Origin of the sequence: Citrobacter sedlakii NBRC 105722, assembly GCF_000759835.1 — a bacterium.
Lineage (GTDB): Bacteria > Pseudomonadota > Gammaproteobacteria > Enterobacterales > Enterobacteriaceae > Citrobacter_A > Citrobacter_A sedlakii.
The window spans coordinates 31,077-52,905 of record NZ_BBNB01000003.1 but is presented as its reverse complement, the minus strand read 5'-3'; the positions used below and the strand labels follow the sequence as shown (position 1 = coordinate 52,905).

Sequence of the window (21,829 nt, the reverse complement as noted above, 5' to 3'; positions counted from 1 at the left end):
CGACAGGGTAGCACATCCCGTCGCGCAGACAGGATATCAGATGAGGCTATCCGGAGAGGCAATGAGCTTGGGATTCAGACAGCTTTCATAATACGCCTGAATTTCCATCATACGGGTGCGGTGACGCTGATAGCGACGGAAAGCCTGCACGCCATTATAGACGGCGCTGACCAGCATCGTCAGCATCAGTAACGTGGTGCCGAGATAGCGCCATAATCCGGAGCGATCCGGAATACGGTGCAGGCCGATGTGTTGCGTGCCGTTGGCGTCAGTATAGATATTGGTGACGATCCCCTCGGCGCTAAACGGCGTTTTCATCAGCATTTGCGCCAGACGCTGGAAGGCGTTCCACTGCTCCTGCGGCGGGTAATCGTACAGCGAAACAGCAGGCCACGGCTGATCGACGAGATCGCTGCCTTCGTCACTGACGATCAGAAATCCACCCGGCGCGGGGCTGTTCAGCGACTGGGCGGCGCGGGCAGTCTCGCGGGCGATAAAGGGCGCCGTTGAGGTGGCGACCAGATTATCAAGCGACTCCGCGCTGACCGGACGCAGTAGAACGTTTACGCCATCCAGCTTACCGGTGTTGGCCCGTTTAACCAGCGCGCTCCAGTCTTTGCTGTTCCCCAGATTTACCAGCGCGTTTTTCAAACGCACACATTCATCTTCTGCCGCGCACAAATCTGCGGTTTTCAACACGATATCGCCAAAGTCATCAATCAACACCATCCCTGATTTCTGAATCGCCGAACGTAACGCCGCGCTGACGCGGGATTCATCTTCCGGCTTAGGATGCAGTTGACGGTTAACCGCCTGCGACAGCGCCGTGGCCTTGTTGACCAGATCGGACTCCGGTAACGGCAGCGCAGCCGCGTCGTTCCAGATGATTTGCGAGCAGTCGAACGGCATAAACGGCGAATTCGTCTGGGCGCTCCAGGTGCCGTTGGCATGAATATTACACATTCCCGTACCGCGAATATTCAGCGTGTCGCCCACGCGCACGCCCGCGTCTGCAAGCTGCTTTACGCTGGTTGCCTCAACGGTTTGCGCGCCTTTCATCCAGGATAGCGTGAACTTGATTGGCATATCCAGCGGGATGCAGAACAGCAGCATGATCAGCACCAGCAAAGAGCCACCGGCGATAACGGTACTGCGCACCCAGTGCTGGAGCGGGAAGTTTTTTACTTCATCGTGCAGGGATAAAAAACGCCCCTGGCGCACGACGTGGCGATCAAGATAAATATCAATATCCGTTTGCTGGCCTAAGTCCTGCGTTATCCACGGCTGCCAGTGCGGTGGATAAACCAGGTCGATAATGCCGAGCGAAATATTGTTAATTTGCTCCTGGTTATTTTCGCCAAACAGTCCCCAGCGGCGGGGGGTACCGCGCAGACAGTGAATCTCCCGGAGCGCTGATTTCGACGGCGGGGCGTACAGTCCCCACAAGCCAGCGACCAGCAGCAAAACGGCACCGCCAACCATCCACGGCACAAAAACGTCTGGGGTGATCAGGCAGAAAAAGAACAACAGGAAAGAGGCGACAATCAGTAGCGCTTCACGGAATCCCGCAGGGCGGCTCAGCGCGTACTCTTCGTGGGTTTCCTGACGAATATTCAGCAGTTCGATCTGCTCGCTTTCTTCACCACGGATCGACGCTTGCGTTGAACTGGCTGGCTGTAGCGCATAGCCGCGCGCCTCCTGCATATACTCTTGCAGCGTATGGCCGTTCAGGGAGATCACCAGCGGCAAGGTATCGGTATGGATCAGCTCGACGTTATTTTCGTCATTAATGTATTGTTCCCAGAACGGCGGCAGATGGACCTCGACGGAATCGAGGTAATAGCGCCATTTATTGGGATCGTCGGTGGTAATGCCGTAACGGGTGATCGAGTGCGTCAGAATAATGACGTTTTGGCTTTCAGCATTCAGCGTCAGGGAGACCGGCGCCGCGCTGGCGCCTGTCGGGCCGGGAACCCGTTGGATTTGGCTCAGGCTTTCCAGATAGTTTTCCACGGCGCTGCGTTCGTCCGCCGTGAGCTTGCGGGTCGCCGCGTCAGAGAACGCATGGCTCCACGGCAGCTTACGCCGCCTGGCGCGCACAGTGAACCGCCACCAGACCAGCAACAGGCCGACCAGTAACGCCGCTAAAAAAATCAGAATGGTGCTCATGCTTTCCCCATCTTACTTAATCTGTCAGGCGTGGTCAGTCGCACCCTGTCACAATAAACGTGATTCTGTGGTTGGCTATCGGCAAGCATGGAGTTGAACTTGAGCATTTTTCAGCGCATCCCAGTGAATGCTGATGATAGCAAAACCAGCAAAAGCGGAATATCAGCAAATTCCTGGACGTATTTCAACCTATTGACTTTTAATTTGAAATAGGAATTATATTTTTATTAGGTTACAAAGATGTAAATAAACGGCAATTCACATTGCCGAAACCGTGTTGCGTATCGCACAATGACGGTAGATTCCACGGCAAAGATTCTCACGATGAGCAAATCATTACAAAAACCCACCATTCTGCATGTCGAAACAGTCGCGCAATCGCGGCTTTTTAGCGTGGAAAGTGTGGATCTCGAATTCAGTAACGGCGTGCGCCGCGTTTATGAGCGGATGCGTCCTACCAATCGTGAAGCGGTTATGATTGTGCCGATTATTGACGATCATGTGATTCTGATTCGCGAATACGCAGTGGGAACCGAATCCTACGAGTTGGGTTTTTCCAAAGGGTTGATCGACCCTGGCGAGAGCGTGTTCGAGGCTGCAAACCGGGAGCTTAAAGAAGAAGTCGGTTTTGGCGCGAAGGATCTGACGTTTTTGAAAAAGCTCAGCATGGCCCCCTCCTATTTCTCCAGCAAAATGAACATCGTGGTGGCAGAAGGTCTGTATCCGGAGTCGTTGGAAGGAGATGAGCCGGAACCGCTGCCGCAGGTGCGCTGGCCGCTGGCGCATCTGATGGATCTGCTGGAAGATCCTGATTTTACCGAAGCGCGTAACGTGAGCGCGCTATTTCTGGTGCGTGAATGGCTGAAAGGACAGGGAAGGCTCTGATACGCGCTTTCCCGCAAAAATGGCTAACACGGTGTTCAGAACGGGTCATCGACAACAATAAAAAAGGCGCCGGAGCGCCTTTTTTGATCAGAACAGTTCGTGCGTTTCACCATTGTCGATAATGGTGGTGCCCACCTCATGCACCGCCTGTTGCGTTGGCTGGGTGCCTTCAATGAAATATTCCGCCCGGCTGTTGCCGCCGTTAGCCAACTGCCCGGTGCTGCGATCGATATTCACCGTCACAATGCCCGGCGGCGGGGTTAGCGGCTCTTCAGGCACGCCTTCCAGTACCGCTTTCATGTAAGCATCCCACGCCGGTTGCGCGCTCTTTGCGCCGCCTTCGTAGCCGGAGATCTGATCTTTTATCGCGCCGGAAGCGGTGGTACGTCCGAGATCGCGACGGTGGTCATCGAACCCAATCCATACCGACGTCACCACGCCCGGGCCGTAGCCGGAGAACCATGCGTCTTTCGAACTGTTGGTGGTTCCGGTTTTCCCGCCGATATCGTGACGCTTAAGATCGCGGCCCGCGCGCCAGCCGGTCCCCATCCAGCCGGGTTCACCGAAGATATTGGTGTTCAGCGCGCTTTTGATCAGGAAAGCCAGCGGGGTGTTAATGACGTGCGGCGCATATTCCTGCGCGCCCGTCTGCGCCACCAGCGCCTGGTTTGCCTGCTCCAGTTTTGGCATTGGCACAGCGGCATTTTGCTGCTCGCCAGAGACCGCGACATCTTCCACGTTGCTGTTTTCCAGAACGTTCGATTTCTGCGTATCGCCGTAAATCACCGGAATATCACATTCCGGGCAGGCAATTTTGGGCTTCGCCTCAAAAATTACGCCGTTCTGGTCGGTTTCAATCTTGCTGATGAAATACGGATCGACCAGGAAGCCGCCATTCGCCATCACCGCATAGCCGCGCGCCACCTGTAACGGCGTAAAGGAGGCCGAACCCAGCGCCAGCGATTCGGTATGCACAATGTTCTGTGCCGGGAACCCGAAGCGCTGTAAGTATTCTGCCGCGTAATCCACGCCCATCGCACGCATCGCGCGCACCATTACCACGTTTTTCGACTGTCCCAGACCCTGACGCAGACGGATCGGACCGGCATACTGCGGCGGGGAATTTTTCGGACGCCAGTCGGAACCGGCGCCGGCATCCCAGCGAGAAATCGGCACATCGTTCAGCATGCTCGCCAGCGTCAGGCCTTTATCCATCGCCGCAGTATAGAGAAACGGCTTAATGTTGGAACCGACCTGACGCAGCGCCTGAGTCGCGCGGTTGAACTTGCTCTGGTTGAAGTCAAAACCGCCCACCAGCGCCAGTACCGCGCCATCTTTAGGATTGATCGACACCAGCGCCGAATTCACGTCCGGCACCTGCGCCAGCCACCAGGCATCGCCCATCTTGCGTACCCAGATTTGCTGGCCCGTCTGGATAACGTCGGTGACTTTACGCGGCGTCGGCCCCTGCTGGGTATCCGAACGGTACGGGCGCGCCCAACGAATGCCTTCCATACGTAGCGCAACCGATGAGCCATCCGCCAGCGCCGCAGTGGCTTCCTGCGGATTCGCGCTGGTGACCACGGCGGGGAGCAGCGGGCCGTAGGTTGGCAGGGCTTTCAGCGTGTCGGTGATTTTCTTACTGTCCCACGCCGTTTCGCCCACTTTCCACAGCACGCTCGCCGGACCGCGGTAGCCGTGGCGCATGTCATAGTCCAGCACGTTATTGCGTACCGCCTGCTGTGCGGCCTGCTGCACTTTGCGGGTGATCGTGGTGTAAATGCGATATCCGTCTTCATAGGCGTTTTCGCCGTAACGGGCATACATTTCCTGACGCACCATTTCGGACAGATACGGGGCGGAGAAGGCGATTTCCGGGGCGTGGTAATTGGCATCGATCGGCTCATCACGCGCCTGGTCGTACTGCGCCTGGGTGATGTAGCCTTCGCTCAGCATACGTGACAGCACGACGTTGCGGCGCGCTGTCGCGCGATCCATCGAATAGAGCGGGTTGAACGTTGAAGGCGCTTTCGGCAGACCGGCAATCACCGCCATTTCGCTTAAGGTGAGTTGATCGATCGACTTACCAAAGTAAACCTGCGCCGCCGCACCGACGCCGTAGGCGCGGTATCCCAGATAGATCTTGTTCAGATAAAGCTCAAGAATTTCGTCCTTGTTCAGCATTTGCTCAATGCGGATGGCGAGGAACACTTCCTTGATCTTACGTATCAGCGTGCGCTCCGGACTCAGGAAAAAGTTTCTCGCGAGCTGCTGAGTAATGGTACTCGCTCCCTGCGACGCATGGCCGGAAAACAGCGCGACGCTGGCCGCACGGAAGATCCCCACCGGGTCCACTCCGTGATGCTCATAGAAACGACTGTCTTCCGTCGCGATAAACGCTTTCACCATTTCCGGCGGGATCTGGTTCAGCGTGACCGGAATACGACGCTTCTCGCCATATTGGGCGATCAGCTCGCCGTCCGCGCTGTACACCTGCATCGGAATCTGCAGGCGTACATCTTTGAGCGTCGCGACGTCAGGCAATTGCGGCTCAATATAACGATACAGACCATAAATCGAGCCTGCTCCCAGCAGGATGCAACATACTGCAAGGATCAATAAATACTTTACGAACTTCACTGGAGATTTCCCATTTAGTTTCATTTGGGCAGTTTATAAACAACCGCGCGGTAGTATAAAGGCAAGCCTGACGCATTGATATACCCGTAAGAGCGACGGGTGATAAGGAGATCATCAGCGATGGCTTTTAAAATCTGGCAAATTGGCTTGCATATTCAACAACGTGAAGCGCTGGCGGTGGCCGTTGTGCGCGGCGCGTCGGGGTGGTCGCTTCAGCGCTGGTGGCGTATCCCATTGGCGCAATCCACCTTGCAGGAAGGGCACATGCACGACCCGGAACCGCTTGCCGCGGCGCTCCACGCCTGGAGCCGTGAACTGCCGCAGCGACATCAGGTTCATCTCTCGTTTCCCGCCAGCCGTACGCGGCAAAAGACATTTCCCCGACCGTCGATGTCCTTACGCGAACGAGAGCAAACAGCGTGGCTGACGGGCTCGCTGGCCCGCGAACTGGATATGGACCCGGACGCCCTGCGTTTTGACTACAGCGAAGATGCGCTGGCCCCCGCGTTTACGGTCACAGCCGCCCAGGGCAAAGAAGTCTCCACCTTGTTAACGCTCGCGCAAACGCTCCGGATCCAGGTCGCGGCTATCACACCAGATGCTTGCGCGCTGCAACGGCTGCTGCCTTTTCTTCCTCCCACGCAATCCTGCGTGGCCTGGCGCGATGAGACGCAGTGGCTCTGGGCGACGCGGTACGCCTGGGGGCGCAAAACGGTGGCGGAGGTGGCGTCTGTCGATGGGCTTTCCGCGTCTCTTTCCCTTACGCCAGACGCCGTGGCGCTGTGTGCGAAAGCGCAGTTTGATCCGTGGCAGGCGATTTCAGTTCGCCAGCCTCCTGTCCCTGAAGAAGGCCACGCCTTCGCCGTCGCGCTTGGGCTTGCGCTGGGAGACGCGCGCGCATGACGTCATCTGTCAATTTTCTGCCCTGGCGACAGCGCCGACGCAGGGCCTGCCTGCGTTTTTGGGGCGTCATGTTTGGCGCATCCGCCGCGCTGGCGCTCGCGGCAGGCATGATGGGGTATGCCACCCGAAACGTTAACGGGCGGGTGGATGCGCAGTTATTGCAGGCTGAAAACCAACGGACGGCGGCGCTGACTGCCATAAAACCGCATCTGCAACGGCGTCAGATGCAGACGCAGCAGGCCATAGCGCAGGAGAAGCGGCGAAAGGCTACCCGGCGGTGGCAGTCTGCGCTATGCGCGCTGGCGCAGCATCTTCCTGAACAGGCCTGGCTGACAAAGATCGAGTACAGGCAAAGCACGCTGGCGCTGAGTGGTAAAACGCTGACCTATGCGGCAATAAACGCGCTGGAGACAACGCTGCGGGGCTCCCGGACCTTTGTCATCAGCCACACTGGCGGGACGCGTCAGAACGAGCAGGGACATTGGCTCTTTGAATATCGCCTGACAGAGAGAGATACGCATGACAGCGCTCTTTGATTTCTGGTGTGCGTTATCGCCACGGATTCGGGCCGTTTGCTGGGCGGGCTGGACATTAGCCCTGAGCGCGCTGGCGGCGTATTGCCTGTTTCTTTCACCCGTGGAAAGCGGCGCATCGCTGGCGCAGCAGCGGGCGGCGAACGCTCAACGTTGGCAAAGCCTGCATCGCCTTGCAGAGTCGGCGGCGCGTATCCCTGCGTTAACGACGGCAAATACCGCGCCATTCTCACCGCTCGCTATCGCGTTGCCGGGATTGCGCCTGCGCCACTGGCAGCCATCGACGCAGGGCGGAGAACTGGCGCTGCGCGCAAAGTGGGAGGCGATTCCTTCGCTGTTTGCGTATCTCGCAGAACGCGGAATCTCGGTCAACGGTTTTTCCCTGACGGCGGAGAAAAACGCACTGCTGCTGACGCTTACGCTGGAGTTGCTTCATGATTAACAGGCGCTGGCTTCTGGCGGTTATCTCGCTATTGCTCCTGATCGGGATGCGCGATCCCTTTCGCCAGCCAGAGGATCGCTGCCATTCCTCTACACTGGCGCAGTGGCGGTATCAGGGCGTGGTTGGAAAAGGGGAGCGACATATCGGGCTGCTGCGCGACAGCGAACATCGATGGCGGCGGGTTGAGCTGAATACGGTTCTTGATACCGGCTGGACGGTCATTCAGCTCAACGAGCAGACGTTAACCGTTCAGACGGGAACAGAATGTGACCCGCCGCAATGGCGATGGCAAAGACAAGGAGACGTTGATGAGGCATTGGATACTGGCGGTACTGTTAGCCATATTGCATCCGGCACAGGCCGGAAAGGCACAGAGCGTCACTCTGGTGGTGGATGATGTGCCGGTAGCCCAGGTGTTACAGGCGCTTGCCGAGCAGGAGCGTAAAAATCTGGTGATCTCGCCGGACGTTAGCGGCGCGGTGTCGCTGCATCTGACGGACGTGCCCTGGCAGCAGGCGTTACAGACGGTGGTAAAAAGCGCGGGTTTAGTGTTGCGTCAGGACGGTTCGATTATGCATATCCATTCCGCCGACTGGCGGAGCGCAGAGGCGGCGCGTCAGGAAGCGGAAAACGCGAGGCGACAGGCCAGCCTGCCGCTGGAAAATCGCCCTATCCCGCTGCACTATGCCGACGCCGGCGAGTTAGCGAAAGCGGGGAGTGCGCTGCTGAGCCCCCGGGGCAGCATCACGGTGGATAAACGCACCAACCGGCTGCTGGTCAGAGACACCCGACCGGCGCTGGCATTGCTTGAACACTGGGCAGGACAGATGGACCTTCCGGTCGGGCAGGTCGAACTGGCGGCGCATATCGTGACCATAAACGAGAAAAGCCTGCGCGAACTGGGCGTCAAATGGACGCTGGCCGACGCTCAGCAGGCGGGCAGCGTAGGGCAGGTGACAGCCCTGGCGGGCGACCTGTCCGTTGCCGCGGCGACAGCGCGCGTGGGGTTTAATATCGGGCGAATAGATGGGCGCATGTTGGATCTGGAGCTTTCCGCACTGGAGCAAAAACAGCAACTTGATATCATCGCCAGCCCGCGCCTGTTGGCCTCGCATTTACAACCCGCCAGCATAAAGCAGGGAAGCGAGATCCCCTACCAGGTTTCCAGCGGCGAAAGCGGCGCCACGTCAGTCGAGTTCAAAGAAGCGGTGCTGGGAATGGAAGTGACGCCTACGGTGCTGGCAAAGGGGCGGATTCGCCTTAAACTGCATATCAGCCAGAACATGCCGGGGCAGGTGCTGCAACAGGCCGACGGCGAAGTGCTGGCTATCGACAAACAGGAGATCGAAACGCAGGTTGAGGTGAAAAGCGGCGAAACGCTGGCGCTGGGGGGCATTTTCTCGCGTAAGAATAAATCCGGTAAAGACAGCGTGCCGTTGCTAGGCGACATTCCCTGGCTTGGGCAGCTTTTTCGCCATGACGGGAAAGAAAATGAGCGCCGTGAACTGGTGGTCTTCATTACCCCCAGATTGGTCTCGACAGAATGATTTATGCATGAAACACCGGTGTTTTTGCACTTAACTCGTTTCAGGGGTTTGACGTGCGCAACTATTTAGCATACAAGGAGTACCGATTTGAGAGTCGGTACTTCTCATCGCCGTCCGGCAACGCTGACTCGGGTTGTCTACAATCTGGTTTGGTGATTTATTCAGTTGCCAAACCCGCTTGAGTATTGAGATAATTTTCAGTCTGACTCTCGCAATATCTTATGAGGTTTCAGTTCATGTCCTGCTGCGCTCAGTGTCGGCGAAGCGGGTTTATCATTAACGATCAGTCTTAGTAGTACCGAAAAAATGGCAGAGAAACGCAATATCTTTCTGGTTGGGCCTATGGGTGCCGGAAAAAGCACCATTGGGCGCCAGTTAGCTCAACAACTCAATATGGAATTTTACGATTCTGATCAAGAGATTGAGAAACGCACCGGAGCTGATGTGGGCTGGGTCTTCGACGTAGAAGGTGAAGACGGCTTCCGCGATCGTGAAGAGAAAGTCATTAACGAATTGACGGAAAAACAGGGTATTGTGCTGGCAACCGGCGGTGGCTCTGTTAAATCACGTGAAACCCGTAATCGTCTTTCCGCGCGTGGCGTCGTGGTTTACCTCGAAACGACCATCGAAAAACAACTTGCGCGTACGCAGCGCGATAAAAAACGTCCGCTGTTGCAGGTGGAAGCGCCGCCTCGCGAAGTTCTGGAAGCGTTGGCCGACGAACGCAATCCACTGTACGAGGAGATTGCTGACGTCACCATTCGTACCGACGATCAGAGCGCGAAAGTCGTTGCAAATCAGATCATTCATATGCTGGAAAACAACTGATTCCGGCTTGAGCCTGGCCCATTAGGCTCTTAATACACACTCGGTAAGCGGGTATTAGCTATTAAGGTGGATGTCGCGTCATGGAGAGGATCACCGTCACTCTCGGGGAACGTAGTTACCCTATCACCATCGCGGCTGGTTTGTTTGACGAACCGGCTTCTTTCTTACCGCTGAAATCGGGCGATCAGGTTATGTTGGTCACCAACGAAACCCTGGCTCCCCTCTATCTTGATAAGATTCGCAGCGTACTTGAACATGCGGGTGTCAACGTTGATAGCGTCATCCTGCCTGACGGCGAGCAGTATAAAAGCCTGACGGTGCTGGATACCGTGTTTACCGCCTTGCTGCAAAAACCGCACGGTCGTGATACGACACTGGTCGCCCTTGGCGGCGGCGTGATTGGCGATCTGACCGGTTTCGCCGCCGCCAGCTATCAGCGCGGCGTGCGCTTCATTCAGGTTCCAACGACGCTTCTGTCGCAGGTTGACTCCTCCGTTGGCGGTAAAACCGCCGTCAACCACCCTCTCGGCAAGAATATGATCGGCGCGTTTTATCAGCCCGCCTCCGTGGTCGTGGATCTCGACTGCCTGAAAACGCTGCCCGCGCGCGAGCTGGCGTCTGGCCTTGCGGAAGTGATCAAATACGGCATCATCCTTGATGGTGAATTTTTCCGCTGGCTGGAAGAAAACCTGGATGCGTTACTGCGTCTCGACGGCCCGGCGATGGCGTACTGTATTCGTCGTTGTTGTGAGCTGAAAGCCGAAGTTGTCGCAGCAGACGAGCGCGAAACCGGCTTACGTGCTTTACTCAATCTGGGACACACCTACGGCCATGCTATTGAAGCTGAAATGGGTTATGGCAATTGGTTACACGGTGAAGCGGTCGCAGCAGGTATGGTAATGGCGGCGCGCACTTCGGAACGGCTCGGGCAGTTTACGCCAGCAGAGACGCAGCGCATTATCACCTTACTTGAGCGCGCCGGATTGCCGGTTCACGGTCCGCGAGACATGTCCGCGCAGGCTTACCTGCCGCACATGCTGCGTGATAAAAAAGTGTTAGCGGGAGAAATACGCTTAGTGCTTCCGCTGGCGATAGGGAAAAGTGAAGTCCGCGGCGGAGTGTCGCATGAGGTGGTTCTTAACGCTATCGCTGATTGCCAGCAGGCGTAACAACAAGAAAGGTCGGACTGATACGGCACACGTATCGGCCATTTAAATTCAGGTTTGGTGCAACGTAGTAAGCATTAACCTTTGAGTGGGGTGTTAAATGGATGAATTCAAACCAGAAGACGAGCTGAAACCCGATCCCAGCGATCGTCGCCCTGGTCGTTCTCGTCAATCTTCTGAACGCGGTGAGCCGCAGATCAACTTTGATGATGTTGATCTGGACGCGGACGATCGTCGTCCCACTCGCGGACGCAAAGAGCGTCTTGATGAGCCGGAACCAGAAGAATACGAATCCGATGACGAAAGTGTGGATGAAGAACGCGTTGAGCGTCGTCCACGTAAGCGTAAAAAAGCGGCCAGTAAACCCGCTTCCCGTCAGTACATGATGATGGGCGTAGGGGTGCTGGTGCTGTTGCTGCTGATCATCGGAATTGGCTCCGCGCTGAAAGCGCCATCCACGCCTTCTTCCAACGCACAAACGGCCTCAGGCGAGAAGAGCATCGATCTTTCCGGCAATGCCGCAGACCAGGCTAACGGGGCGCAGCCTGCGCCAGGCGCTACATCCGCCGAGCAGACCGCAGGGAATTCCCCGCAGGACGTCTCTTTGCCGCCGATCTCCTCAACGCCAACGCAGGGTCAGGCGCCAGCCACGGCAGAAGGCCAGCAGCGTGTTGAAGTTCAGGGTGACCTGAATAATGCGCTGACCCAGCCGCAGGGTCAGGAACAGATGAACAATGTGGTGGTGAACTCGACGCTGCCGACTGAACCCGCTACCGTGGCGCCGGTTCGTAACGGCAATACGCCGCGTCAGACGGCAACCGCGCCGACAGCGGAACGTCCGACGCCGTCCCGTCCGGAGCGGAAGCAGGCGGTGATTGAGCCGAAGAAACCGCAGGCAACCGCGAAAGCGACACCAGCAGAACCAAAGCCGGTGACCCAGCCGAAGCGTACCGAACCGACAGCAACGTCTAAACCGGCGACGTCCGCGCCAGCCGCGACGACAGCGCCTAAGGCCACGGCGAGCGCCACGCCTGTGCAGAAAGCCGCCCCGGCTCAGACCACGTCAGCGGCAACGACAGGGAGCGCCGGTGGAACAAAAAGCACCGGTAACGTCGGTTCTCTCAAGTCAGCGCCGTCCGGTCATTACACGCTGCAGTTGAGCAGTTCTTCTAACTACGACAACCTGAACGGTTGGGCGAAGAAAGAGAATCTGAAAAACTATGTGGTATATCAGACGACGCGTAATGGTCAGCCGTGGTATGTTCTTGTAACGGGCGTCTATGCCTCGAAGGACGAGGCAAAACGCGCAGTGTCTACGCTGCCAGCCGATGTGCAGGCAAAAAATCCGTGGGCTAAACCGTTGCATCAGGTTCAAGCCGATCTCAAGTAATGTTAAGCGCAGGATGCTGTCGGAGCTTTCTCCACAGCCGGAGAAGGTGTAATTAGTTAGTCAGCATGAAAAAAAATCGCGCTTTTCTGAAGTGGGCAGGGGGAAAATACCCCCTGCTGGATGATATTAAAAGGCATTTACCAAAGGGCGAATGTCTGGTCGAACCCTTCGTTGGGGCCGGGTCGGTGTTTCTCAACACCGACTTTTCGCGTTATATCCTTTCCGATATTAACAGTGACCTTATCAGCCTCTACAACATTGTGAAAACACGTACCGACGAGTACGTTCAGGCTTCCCGCGAGCTGTTTACGCCCGAAACAAATCTCGCTGAGGTTTACTACCAACTGCGCGAGGAGTTCAATTCCAGTGAAGATCCCTTCCGTCGCGCGGTGCTGTTTCTGTATCTGAACCGCTATGGCTACAATGGCCTGTGTCGTTACAATCTGCGCGGTGAATTTAACGTCCCTTTTGGCCGTTATAAAAAACCTTACTTCCCGGAAGCTGAGCTGTATCACTTTGCCCAAAAAGCGCAGAATGCAGAGTTTCATTGCCTCTCTTATGAAGAGTGCATGAATCGCGCGGATAGCAATTCGGTTGTCTATTGCGATCCGCCTTATGCGCCGCTGTCGGCGACGGCGAATTTTACCGCTTACCACACCAATAGCTTCAGTCCCAAAGAGCAGGCGCACCTGGCTCAGATGGCGGAAAAGCTGGTCAGTAAGCGGATCCCGGTGCTAATTTCGAACCACGACACGCCCGATACGCGTGAGTGGTATAAAGCGGCAAAACATTTTCAGGTCAAAGTGCGACGCAGTATAAGCAGCAACGGCGGCACACGTAAAAAGGTGGACGAACTGCTGGCTCTGTACAAACCAGGAGTCGTTTCACCCGCGAAAAAATAATTCTCAAGGAGAAGCGGATGAAACAGTATTTGATTGCCCCCTCAATTCTGTCGGCTGATTTTGCCCGCCTGGGTGAGGACACCGCACAAGCACTGGCTGCCGGTGCGGATGTCGTGCATTTCGATGTGATGGACAACCACTACGTCCCCAACCTGACTATCGGCCCGATGGTGCTGAAGTCTCTGCGCAAATACGGCATTACCGCACCCATTGACGTGCATCTGATGGTGAAGCCGGTTGATCGCATTGTCCCGGACTTTGCCGCCGCAGGCGCCAGCATTATTACTTTTCATCCGGAAGCCTCTGAACACGTTGACCGCACGCTGCAACTGATTAAAGAACATGGCTGTAAGGCGGGTCTGGTCTTCAACCCGGCAACGCCGCTGAGTTATCTCGATTACGTGATGGATAAGCTGGATGTGATCCTGCTGATGTCCGTAAACCCGGGTTTTGGCGGCCAGTCGTTTATTCCGCAAACGCTGGACAAGCTGCGTGAAGTGCGTCGCCGTATCGATGAGTCCGGCTACGACATTCGTCTCGAAGTTGACGGTGGGGTGAAGGTAAACAACATCGGTGAAATCGCGGCGGCGGGAGCAGATATGTTCGTTGCAGGCTCCGCTATTTTCGATCAGCCTGACTACAAAAAAGTCATTGATGAAATGCGCCGTGAACTGGCAAAGGTAAGTCATGGATAAATTGCAGGATATTCGGGGCGTCGCCTTCGACCTCGACGGCACGCTGGTCGACAGCGCGCCGGGATTAACCGCCGCGGTGGATATGGCGCTGTACGCGCTGGAACTGCCGACGGCAGGCGAAGAACGCGTGATCGCCTGGATAGGTAACGGCGCGGACGTATTAATGGCGCGTGCGCTTGCCTGGGCCCGTCAGGAGCGCGCCACGTTACGTCAGTCCCAGGGCAAACCCCCCGTCGATGATGATATCCCCGCCGAAGAACAGGTCCGCATTCTGCGCAAGCTGTTCGACAGATACTATGGCGATGCGGCTGAAGAAGGGACGTTTTTATTCCCTGATGTCGCCGACACGCTGGGCGCGCTGCACGCGAAAGGGCTGCCGTTAGGTCTGGTGACCAACAAGCCGACGCCGTTTGTCGCGCCGCTGCTGGACGCGCTGGATATCAGCAAATATTTCAGCGTGGTTATCGGCGGTGACGACGTGAAAAACAAAAAACCGCATCCGGATCCGCTGCTGATGGTGGCAAGTAAGCTCGGTATTTCGCCTGAGCAATTGCTCTTTGTCGGGGATTCGCGTAATGATATTCAGGCTGCAAAAGCGGCAGGTTGCCCGTCAGCAGGACTCACCTACGGCTATAACTACGGCGAGCCGATCTCTCTGAGCCAGCCTGACCTAATGTACGACCGCATAAATGAACTTCTGCCCGCTCTCGGGCTTCCGCATAGCGAAAATCAGGAATCGAAAAATGACTAAGCCCATCGTTTTTAGTGGCGCACAGCCCTCAGGTGAATTGACCATTGGCAACTACATGGGTGCGCTGCGTCAGTGGGTGAACATGCAGGATGACTACCACTGTATCTACTGCATCGTTGACCAGCATGCCATCACCGTGCGTCAGGATGCACAGCAACTGCGCAAAGCGACGCTGGACACCCTGGCGCTGTACCTTGCGTGCGGTATCGATCCTGAGAAAAGCACCATCTTTGTTCAGTCTCACGTGCCGGAGCACGCGCAGCTGGCCTGGGCGCTGAACTGCTACACCTATTTCGGTGAATTGAGCCGCATGACCCAGTTTAAAGACAAGTCTGCGCGCTACGCCGAAAACATCAACGCCGGTCTGTTTGATTATCCGGTGCTGATGGCAGCCGATATTTTGCTGTATCAGACTAACCAGGTTCCGGTCGGCGAAGACCAGAAACAGCACCTCGAACTGAGCCGCGATATTGCGCAGCGTTTCAACGCGCTGTATGGCGAGATCTTCAAAGTGCCTGAGCCGTTTATTCCGAAGTCAGGCGCGCGCGTGATGTCGCTGCTGGAGCCGACCAGGAAGATGTCCAAGTCAGACGACAACCGCAACAACGTGATTGGTCTGCTGGAAGATCCGAAATCGGTGGTTAAGAAAATCAAACGCGCGGTGACCGACTCCGACGAGCCGCCGGTCGTGCGTTACGATACTCAGAATAAAGCGGGCGTATCTAACCTGCTGGACATCCTTTCAGCCGTCACCGGTCAGAGCATCCCTGAGCTGGAAAAACACTTTGAAGGCAAAATGTATGGCCATCTGAAAGGCGAAGTGGCGGAAGCCGTTTCCGGCATGCTGACCGAGCTTCAGGAACGTTATCACCGTTTCCGCAACGACGAAGCGTTCCTGCAGAAAGTGATGAAAGAGGGGGCTGAAAAAGCCAGCGCGAGGGCTTCTGAAACGCTAAAAGCGGTGTACGAAGCGATTGGGTTTGTCGCCAAACCGTAATAACACGCGAAAAACGAAAAAAACCGGGAAGCCCCGGTTTTTTTGTATCTGCGCAATTTTTCAGAGTCTATTACTCTGCGGTTGGACCACAGCCGCCAATAATTTTGGAAATAGAAATGGCTGGGTGCAGCAGGTAGTCATAAGAGCAGGTTTTATTGCGGTTTTCAACGTGACCCGTACATGCCGTCAGGGTAGCCAGCGCTGCGCCCACCAGTGCCATTTTAATAAACTTGTTCATTTACATTTCCTATGTAAAAAATATAATTTTTAACTAATGATAGAGGTGGTGAATATATTTTCCCCACCCGGATTCGACGATAGCGTAATCTATTTTTTGCGTCAGTAAGGGAATGGAGAAATAAACCGGGGTAAAATACTTATGTCTTTAAATTCATGCGGTTATAATAAGGTATGATTCCGGACGTTTATTCCGGACGGCAATAAAAAAGGCCAGACAGTGCTGGCCTTCGTGTTCAGACAGTATTAATGGTTGGAGAACCAGTTTAGCTTTTCGCGTAATCCGACGACGCGACCCACGATAATTAATGCAGGACTTTCTACCTGCGTCGCCAGCTCGCCTAATTGTGCGAGTTCGCCTTTCACCACACGCTGTTTTACTGCGGTGCCGTTTTCTACCAGTGCGACGGGCATATCCGCCTGCATACCGAATTCGATCAATTTCTGTTGAATAGTAGCGGCTTGATTCAGGCCCATGTAAAACACCAGCGTCTGTTTTTCTGCCGCCAGGTTTTCCCAGTCCAGCTCGCCGCCGGTCTTCAGGTGGCCGGTGACCAGACGGACGCTCTGCGCGTAATCGCGATGGGTCAGCGGGATCCCGGAGTATGCAGAGCACCCGGAGGCGGCGGTAATTCCCGGCACCACCGAGAACGGAATGCCCGCATGGCAGAGGGTTTCCAGCTCTTCGCCACCGCGACCAAAGATAAACGGATCGCCGCCTTTCAGACGCACCACGCGTTTGCCTTTTTGCGCTTCGCGCAGCAGGATCTGGTTAATTTCCTCCTGCGGTACGCAGTGGTAGCCCGCGCGTTTGCCGACGAATACGCGATCCGCGTCGCGACGCACAAGGTTCATAATGTCGTCTGACACCAGACGGTCGTACACCACCACGTCGGCCTGCTGGATCTGTTGCAGTCCTTTCAGGGTCAGAAGGCCGGCATCGCCCGGTCCTGCTCCCACCAGCACCACTTCGCCGCGATGATCCAACGGCTCGTTAAGTAACTGCTCGGTGACGTCCGCCACTGCTTTTTCGTCGGTGTTAGCCAGCGACTGCGCCAGACGATCGTTAACGAAGAATTTTTCCCAGAAGCGACGGCGTTCGCCCATGGTGGCGAACTGCTGCTTCACGCGTGAGCGCAGTGTTCCGGCGTAATGTGCGACCTGACCGAGATGCTGAGGCAGCAGGGATTCCAGCTTTTCGCGCAGCAGGCGGGCAAGCACCGGTGAGGTGCCGCCCGAGGAGACCGCCACCATCAGCGGCGAACGGTCGATAATTGACGGCATGATGAAGCTGGCGGCTTTCGGCGCGTCCACCACGTTACAGAAGATTCGGCGCAATTCTGCCGCATCGCTGACGCGCTGGTTAACCGCATCATCATCCGTGGCGGCAATCACCAGCCAGCAGGGGTCAAGAAGGGTTTCATCAAAGGGCCCTTCGACCAGGGTTAACATGCCCTCATTTGCCCATACGGTGAACTGCGGATCAAACGCCAGCGCATTCACCGTTAAACGCGCGCCCGCGTCCAGCAACAGCCGCGCTTTGCGTTCTGCGACATCACCACCGCCGACAAGCAAACAGTCGCGGTCACGGAGTTGACAAAATATAGGCAAATGGTCCACGACATTACCCCTTAATCACTGATCAGATTCTCAGTTTGGTTAATTTTCGCCGGAACGGGACGCTCCGATTTTGGCGTAGCATACCAATAACCTAATCCCATGAATACGACACCGGACAAAGTATTGCCAAGAGTCACCCACAGCAGATTATGCCCTATTCCTGCCAGGGTGTAGGCTTCGCTATGGTGACCGAACCAGGAGAGGGCAAATAGCGTCATGTTCGCCACGGAGTGCTCGTAGCCGGAGGCGATAAACGCCAGCAGGCACCACCAGATCGCCATAAATTTGGCGGCGCCTTCGGTGCGAATCGCCATCCAGATCGCCAGACATACCAGCCAGTTGCATAGCGCGCCTTTAAAGAACAGAACCGTGGCTGGCGCGGTGGTTTTCGCCAGCGCCACGGAGTGCACAATGCTGGTATCAACCGGCAGCAGGCTGCCGCCGCCCCAACTGTACATCAGTGCGACAAACACGGAGCCGACCAGATTGCCGAGCCAGGTTTGCGGCAGAATCGCCCACATCTGACCGTGGGTGATGGTGCCTGCCTTGACGCCGAGCGTCAGGAACAGAGTATGCCCGGTAAAAAGTTCAGAACCGGCGATGATCACCAGCGTTAAGGCGATGCCAAAGGTAGCGCCCATCACCAGTGGTCGTACAGAAGGATCAAGAAGGTTGCCCAGCGTGAAGATCAAGATGATGCCGAGGCCAACGTAGGCTCCCGCCATTGCAGAGCTTACCCAGAATCCCAGCGGGTTTTTTGCCGACAGGCGTGCGATACGCGCAGCGTTAGCCGCGCATTTATTGATAGTGTCAGTAAACATAGTATTGATTATCCCTTTTCACTTCAGCCTCTGCGCAGCCGCACAAATGACGTTGTGAACACAATTAACATTGAAAAAAACGTCAAAAAAGGGAGGCGTTGCGCCTCCCGAAAAAATTAACCGCGTAACTGCACAATGCCGTCTTTCACCCGCGCGTCGTAATGCGCGACGGAATGACTTTCGTCTTCCATGCACAACCCGTCGCTCAGGCGGAAGCGTTGTTTTTTCAGCGGGCTGGCGACCCACAGTTCGCCCTGATGCTCTGCTATCAGTCCGCGAGAAAGTACGCTGGACTCAAAGAACGGGTCGATGTTGCTAATCGCGAACACCTGATCGCTGTGATACGGGCGGAATATGGCGACCTGTTCCTCGCCTAACAGCGCGCAGACGCCGGTTTCCGGCAGGATGTCATCAATGTGGCAAATGTCTTTCCACTGGCTCATGCGTTTTCCTCCACCAGAGTGACCGGGATGCGTTCATACGGCGTGGCCGGACGATGCTGTTCACGTTCAGGCACGACCTGGACGTTCGGATCGCGTTTATCGCTGTTGATGAAGTGCTTAAAGCGAACTTGCGCAGAGGGTGTATTGACGGTTTCAGTCCACTCACACACCACGGCTTCGCGCAGACGCGCCATCTCTTCTTCGAGATGGGCGTTCAGGCCCAGCTTGTCGTCAATAATGACGGACTTCAGATACTCGATGCCGCCTTCCAGGTTATCCAGCCACGGCGCGGTACGGGTCAGTTTGTCCGCTGTGCGGATGTAGAACATCATGAAGCGGTCGAGATATTTGAGCAGCGTTTCACGGTCAATATCCGCCGCCAGCAAATCCGCATGGCGCGGTTTCATCCCGCCGTTACCGCAGACGTACAGGTTCCAGCCTTTTTCTGTGGCGATAATGCCCACGTCTTTCCCCTGGGCTTCGGCGCATTCACGAGTACAACCGGAGACGCCGAACTTCATTTTGTGCGGGGTGCGAATACCTTTGTAGCGGTTTTCCAGCTCAACGCCGAAGCCCACGCTGTCACCGACGCCGTAGCGGCACCAGGTGCTGCCGACGCAGGTTTTCGCCATACGTAGCGCTTTGGCATAGGCATGACCGGTTTCGAAACCGGCTTCGATCAACTGACGCCAGATTTCCGGGAGATCGTCTTTCTGCGCGCCGAACAAGCCGATACGCTGAGAACCGGTGATTTTGGTGTAAAGGTTAAATTCTCGGGCGATACGGCCCACCGCCACCAGTCCTTCCGGAGTGATTTCGCCACCAGCAGAACGGGGAATAACGGAATAAGTGCCATCTTTCTGGATATTCGCCAGAAAGTTGTCGTTAGTATCCTGCAGCGGGGTGTGCTGCGGCTTCAGAATGTATTCGTTCCAGCAGGAGGCCAGCAGGGAACCGACGGTGGGTTTACACACTTCACAGCCGTAACCTTTTCCATGTTTTGCCAGCAGCTCTTCGAACGTTTTGATGCCTTCGACGCGAATCAGGTGGAACAGCTCCTGGCGTGAATAGGCAAAGTGCTCGCACAGGTTGTTGTTCACTTCAATGCCCTGTTTCGCCAGTTCGGCGTTCAGCACCTGGGTGACCAGCGGGATACAGCCGCCGCAGCCTGTACCGGCTTTGGTTTCGGCTTTCAGCGCGGCGACGGTGTGACAACCTTTGTTGATGGCGGCGACCAACATGCCTTTAGTGACGTCGAAGCAAGAGCAAATTTGCGCGCTGTCCGGCAGCTTGTCCACACCAATCGAGGGCTTACCGCTACCCGCGTGGGCAGGCAGGATCAGGGAGTCCGGGTTTTCCGGCAGTTCGATAGCATTCAGCACCAGTTGCAGCAGGTTGCCGTAGTCGCTGGTGTCGCCCACCAGCACCGCTCCGAGCAGGGTTTTGTTATCTTCGCTAACAATAAGGCGCTTATAGACCTCTTTGCTTTCGTCGAGGTAAACATAGCTACGCGCGCCCGGCGTGCGGCCATGCGCGTCGCCAATGCCGCCCACGTCAACGCCCAGCAGCTTCAGCTTAGCGCTCAGATCCGCGCCTTCAAAAACGTTTTCGCTGCCAAGGATATGATCAACGGCGACCTGCGCCATTTTGTAGCCTGGCGCCACCAGGCCGTAAACGCGATTGTTCCAGCTTGCGCATTCGCCGATGGCGTAAATGTCCGGGTCAGAAGTTTGACAGGCGTCGTTAATCACGATCCCGCCGCGCGTAGCGACATCAAGGCCGCACTGGGTCGCCAGCTTGTCGCGTGGGCGGATACCGGTCGAGAAGACAATAAAGTCGACTTCCAGTTCGCTACCATCGGCAAAACGCATGGTCTTACGCGCCTCGGTCCCTGTCTGGACGATCTCTTTGGTATTTTTGCTGGTGTGGACGCGCACGCCCATGCTTTCGATTTTGCGGCGTAGCTGTTCGCCGCCCATCTGATCCAGCTGTTCCGCCATCAGCATTGGCGCGAATTCGATGACGTGGGTTTCCACGCCGAGGTTTTTCAGCGCGCCGGCCGCTTCCAGGCCTAACAGTCCACCGCCGACTACCGCGCCACGTTTGCTGCGACGGGCGCAGGACTCAATGGCATTGAGATCTTCAATGGTGCGATAGACAAAGCAGTCCTGCGTTTCGGAGCCTTTAATCGGCGGGATCCACGGATAGGAGCCGGTGGCCATGATCAGCTTGTCATAGTAAACCGTGCGGCCCGCGCTGGAGTGGATCACCTTTTCCTGACGGTTGATGGTGATAGCGCGTTCGCCGACCAGCACTTTCACGCCATGCTTCTCGTAAAAGCCTTCACGCACCAGAGAGAGTTCTTCGGCAGTGTGATGGGAGAAGTAAGATGACAGGTGCACACGGTCATACGCTTTGCGGGGTTCTTCGCAGAAAACAGTAATATCAAAATTGGCAGCGTCGGATTTATCAAGAAGATCCTCAATAAAGCGATGGCCGACCATACCATTACCGATAATAGCGAGTCTGACTTTGCTCATTTTTGCCTCGATTTCTTTTCTATTACTGCCTACCTTAACGATTCAGCAACCCCACTTATTGATGCAAATCAAATTCACCTTTATATACTCCTTAAGGGGTATATTGCTGATTTGTCAGGATTTTTATAAGTCACGGAAATGTCAGACTTTTCGCGATTGTATAAATAACGTACAAAATGAGGGGTTTTTCAGCATCTCCAGCTACTCCCGGCGAAGAGAGGCGCTAAGACCTTAGAGGGAGGCGGACCGGACGACAACACGTTACGTTTTATCCGGCTCAGGAAAGATCAGGATGCCCGGTAACCCTACGCTACCGGGCA

20 protein-coding genes are annotated in these 21,829 nt (G+C 55.9%); 13 read left to right on the top strand and 7 right to left on the bottom strand.

Annotated features, from left to right (window positions below; genetic code table 11):
* Positions 1–36: 36 nt before the first annotated feature.
* Positions 37–2,169: an intracellular growth attenuator protein IgaA gene (gene igaA / locus CSE01S_RS07720; RefSeq protein WP_042286382.1), complete on the bottom strand. Its 2,133-nt coding sequence runs from the start codon at positions 2,167–2,169 to the stop codon at positions 37–39.
* Positions 2,170–2,493: 324 nt separating this feature from the next.
* Between igaA and nudE the strand changes: the two genes are divergently transcribed.
* On the top strand, positions 2,494–3,054 hold the full coding sequence (nudE, locus tag CSE01S_RS07715; protein WP_042286379.1) for an ADP compounds hydrolase NudE: 561 nt from the start codon (positions 2,494–2,496) through the stop codon (positions 3,052–3,054).
* Between the two features lie 87 nt (positions 3,055–3,141).
* On the opposite strand, the gene mrcA is transcribed toward nudE, so the two are convergent.
* Positions 3,142–5,694 (bottom strand): peptidoglycan glycosyltransferase/peptidoglycan DD-transpeptidase MrcA, encoded by a 2,553-nt coding sequence (mrcA, locus tag CSE01S_RS07710; RefSeq protein WP_042286376.1) that lies wholly within the window; start codon positions 5,692–5,694, stop codon positions 3,142–3,144.
* A gap of 120 nt (positions 5,695–5,814) precedes the next feature.
* Here mrcA and CSE01S_RS07705 point away from each other — a divergent pair, with 120 nt between their 5' ends.
* The 12 genes from CSE01S_RS07705 (at position 5,815) to trpS (ending at position 15,848) form a co-directional block, all read left to right on the top strand.
* Entirely contained in the window at positions 5,815–6,597 is a 783-nt protein-coding gene (locus tag CSE01S_RS07705; RefSeq protein ID WP_042286373.1) for a hypothetical protein, read from the top strand.
* A complete protein-coding gene (locus CSE01S_RS07700; RefSeq protein WP_042286370.1) occupies positions 6,594–7,133 on the top strand; it encodes a PilN domain-containing protein in 540 nt (179 codons plus the stop codon). The genes CSE01S_RS07705 and CSE01S_RS07700 overlap by 4 nt, the downstream gene beginning before the upstream one ends.
* Positions 7,117–7,572, top strand: a complete 456-nt coding sequence (locus tag CSE01S_RS07695) for a HofO family protein (RefSeq protein ID WP_042286368.1) — start codon at positions 7,117–7,119, stop codon at positions 7,570–7,572. The genes CSE01S_RS07700 and CSE01S_RS07695 overlap by 17 nt, the downstream gene beginning before the upstream one ends.
* On the top strand, positions 7,565–7,969 hold the full coding sequence (locus CSE01S_RS07690; protein WP_042286364.1) for a HofP DNA utilization family protein: 405 nt from the start codon (positions 7,565–7,567) through the stop codon (positions 7,967–7,969). Before CSE01S_RS07695 ends, CSE01S_RS07690 begins: the two co-directional genes overlap by 8 nt.
* Positions 7,881–9,119 carry a DNA uptake porin HofQ gene (gene hofQ / locus CSE01S_RS07685; RefSeq protein ID WP_042286361.1) on the top strand — a complete coding sequence of 413 codons (1,239 nt, stop codon included), beginning with the start codon at positions 7,881–7,883 and terminating at the stop codon, positions 9,117–9,119. Before CSE01S_RS07690 ends, hofQ begins: the two co-directional genes overlap by 89 nt.
* Positions 9,120–9,425: 306 nt before the next feature.
* A complete protein-coding gene (aroK, locus tag CSE01S_RS07680) occupies positions 9,426–9,947 on the top strand; it encodes a shikimate kinase AroK (RefSeq protein ID WP_042286358.1) in 522 nt (173 codons plus the stop codon).
* Between the two features lie 80 nt (positions 9,948–10,027).
* Positions 10,028–11,116: a 3-dehydroquinate synthase gene (aroB, locus tag CSE01S_RS07675; RefSeq protein ID WP_042286355.1), complete on the top strand. Its 1,089-nt coding sequence runs from the start codon at positions 10,028–10,030 to the stop codon at positions 11,114–11,116.
* 97 nt (positions 11,117–11,213) lie between these two features.
* Positions 11,214–12,503, top strand: coding sequence for a cell division protein DamX (gene damX / locus CSE01S_RS07670; protein ID WP_042286352.1), 1,290 nt, complete (start codon positions 11,214–11,216; stop codon positions 12,501–12,503).
* Positions 12,504–12,568: 65 nt separating this feature from the next.
* Positions 12,569–13,405, top strand: coding sequence for an adenine-specific DNA-methyltransferase (gene dam / locus CSE01S_RS07665; RefSeq protein ID WP_042286349.1), 837 nt, complete (start codon positions 12,569–12,571; stop codon positions 13,403–13,405).
* Between the two features lie 17 nt (positions 13,406–13,422).
* Positions 13,423–14,100: a ribulose-phosphate 3-epimerase gene (gene rpe, locus CSE01S_RS07660; RefSeq protein WP_042286346.1), complete on the top strand. Its 678-nt coding sequence runs from the start codon at positions 13,423–13,425 to the stop codon at positions 14,098–14,100.
* Positions 14,093–14,851: a phosphoglycolate phosphatase gene (gph, locus tag CSE01S_RS07655; protein WP_042286343.1), complete on the top strand. Its 759-nt coding sequence runs from the start codon at positions 14,093–14,095 to the stop codon at positions 14,849–14,851. Before rpe ends, gph begins: the two co-directional genes overlap by 8 nt.
* Positions 14,844–15,848 carry a tryptophan--tRNA ligase gene (gene trpS, locus CSE01S_RS07650; protein WP_042286340.1) on the top strand — a complete coding sequence of 335 codons (1,005 nt, stop codon included), beginning with the start codon at positions 14,844–14,846 and terminating at the stop codon, positions 15,846–15,848. The genes gph and trpS overlap by 8 nt, the downstream gene beginning before the upstream one ends.
* Before the next feature lie 70 nt (positions 15,849–15,918).
* On the opposite strand, the gene CSE01S_RS07645 is transcribed toward trpS, so the two are convergent.
* The 5 genes from CSE01S_RS07645 to nirB all read right to left on the bottom strand — a co-directional run bounded on the left by CSE01S_RS07645 (position 15,919) and on the right by nirB (position 21,509).
* Positions 15,919–16,086 (bottom strand): YhfL family protein, encoded by a 168-nt coding sequence (locus CSE01S_RS07645; RefSeq protein WP_042286337.1) that lies wholly within the window; start codon positions 16,084–16,086, stop codon positions 15,919–15,921.
* 245 nt (positions 16,087–16,331) lie between these two features.
* Positions 16,332–17,705, bottom strand: a complete 1,374-nt coding sequence (gene cysG / locus CSE01S_RS07640) for a siroheme synthase CysG (protein ID WP_042286335.1) — start codon at positions 17,703–17,705, stop codon at positions 16,332–16,334.
* Between the two features lie 11 nt (positions 17,706–17,716).
* Positions 17,717–18,526, bottom strand: a complete 810-nt coding sequence (gene nirC, locus CSE01S_RS07635) for a nitrite transporter NirC (protein WP_042286332.1) — start codon at positions 18,524–18,526, stop codon at positions 17,717–17,719.
* 116 nt (positions 18,527–18,642) lie between these two features.
* Positions 18,643–18,969, bottom strand: coding sequence for a nitrite reductase small subunit NirD (nirD, locus tag CSE01S_RS07630; RefSeq protein WP_042286330.1), 327 nt, complete (start codon positions 18,967–18,969; stop codon positions 18,643–18,645).
* Positions 18,966–21,509, bottom strand: coding sequence for an NADPH-nitrite reductase large subunit (gene nirB / locus CSE01S_RS07625; RefSeq protein WP_042286328.1), 2,544 nt, complete (start codon positions 21,507–21,509; stop codon positions 18,966–18,968). Before nirB ends, nirD begins: the two co-directional genes overlap by 4 nt.
* Positions 21,510–21,829 lie beyond the last annotated feature (320 nt).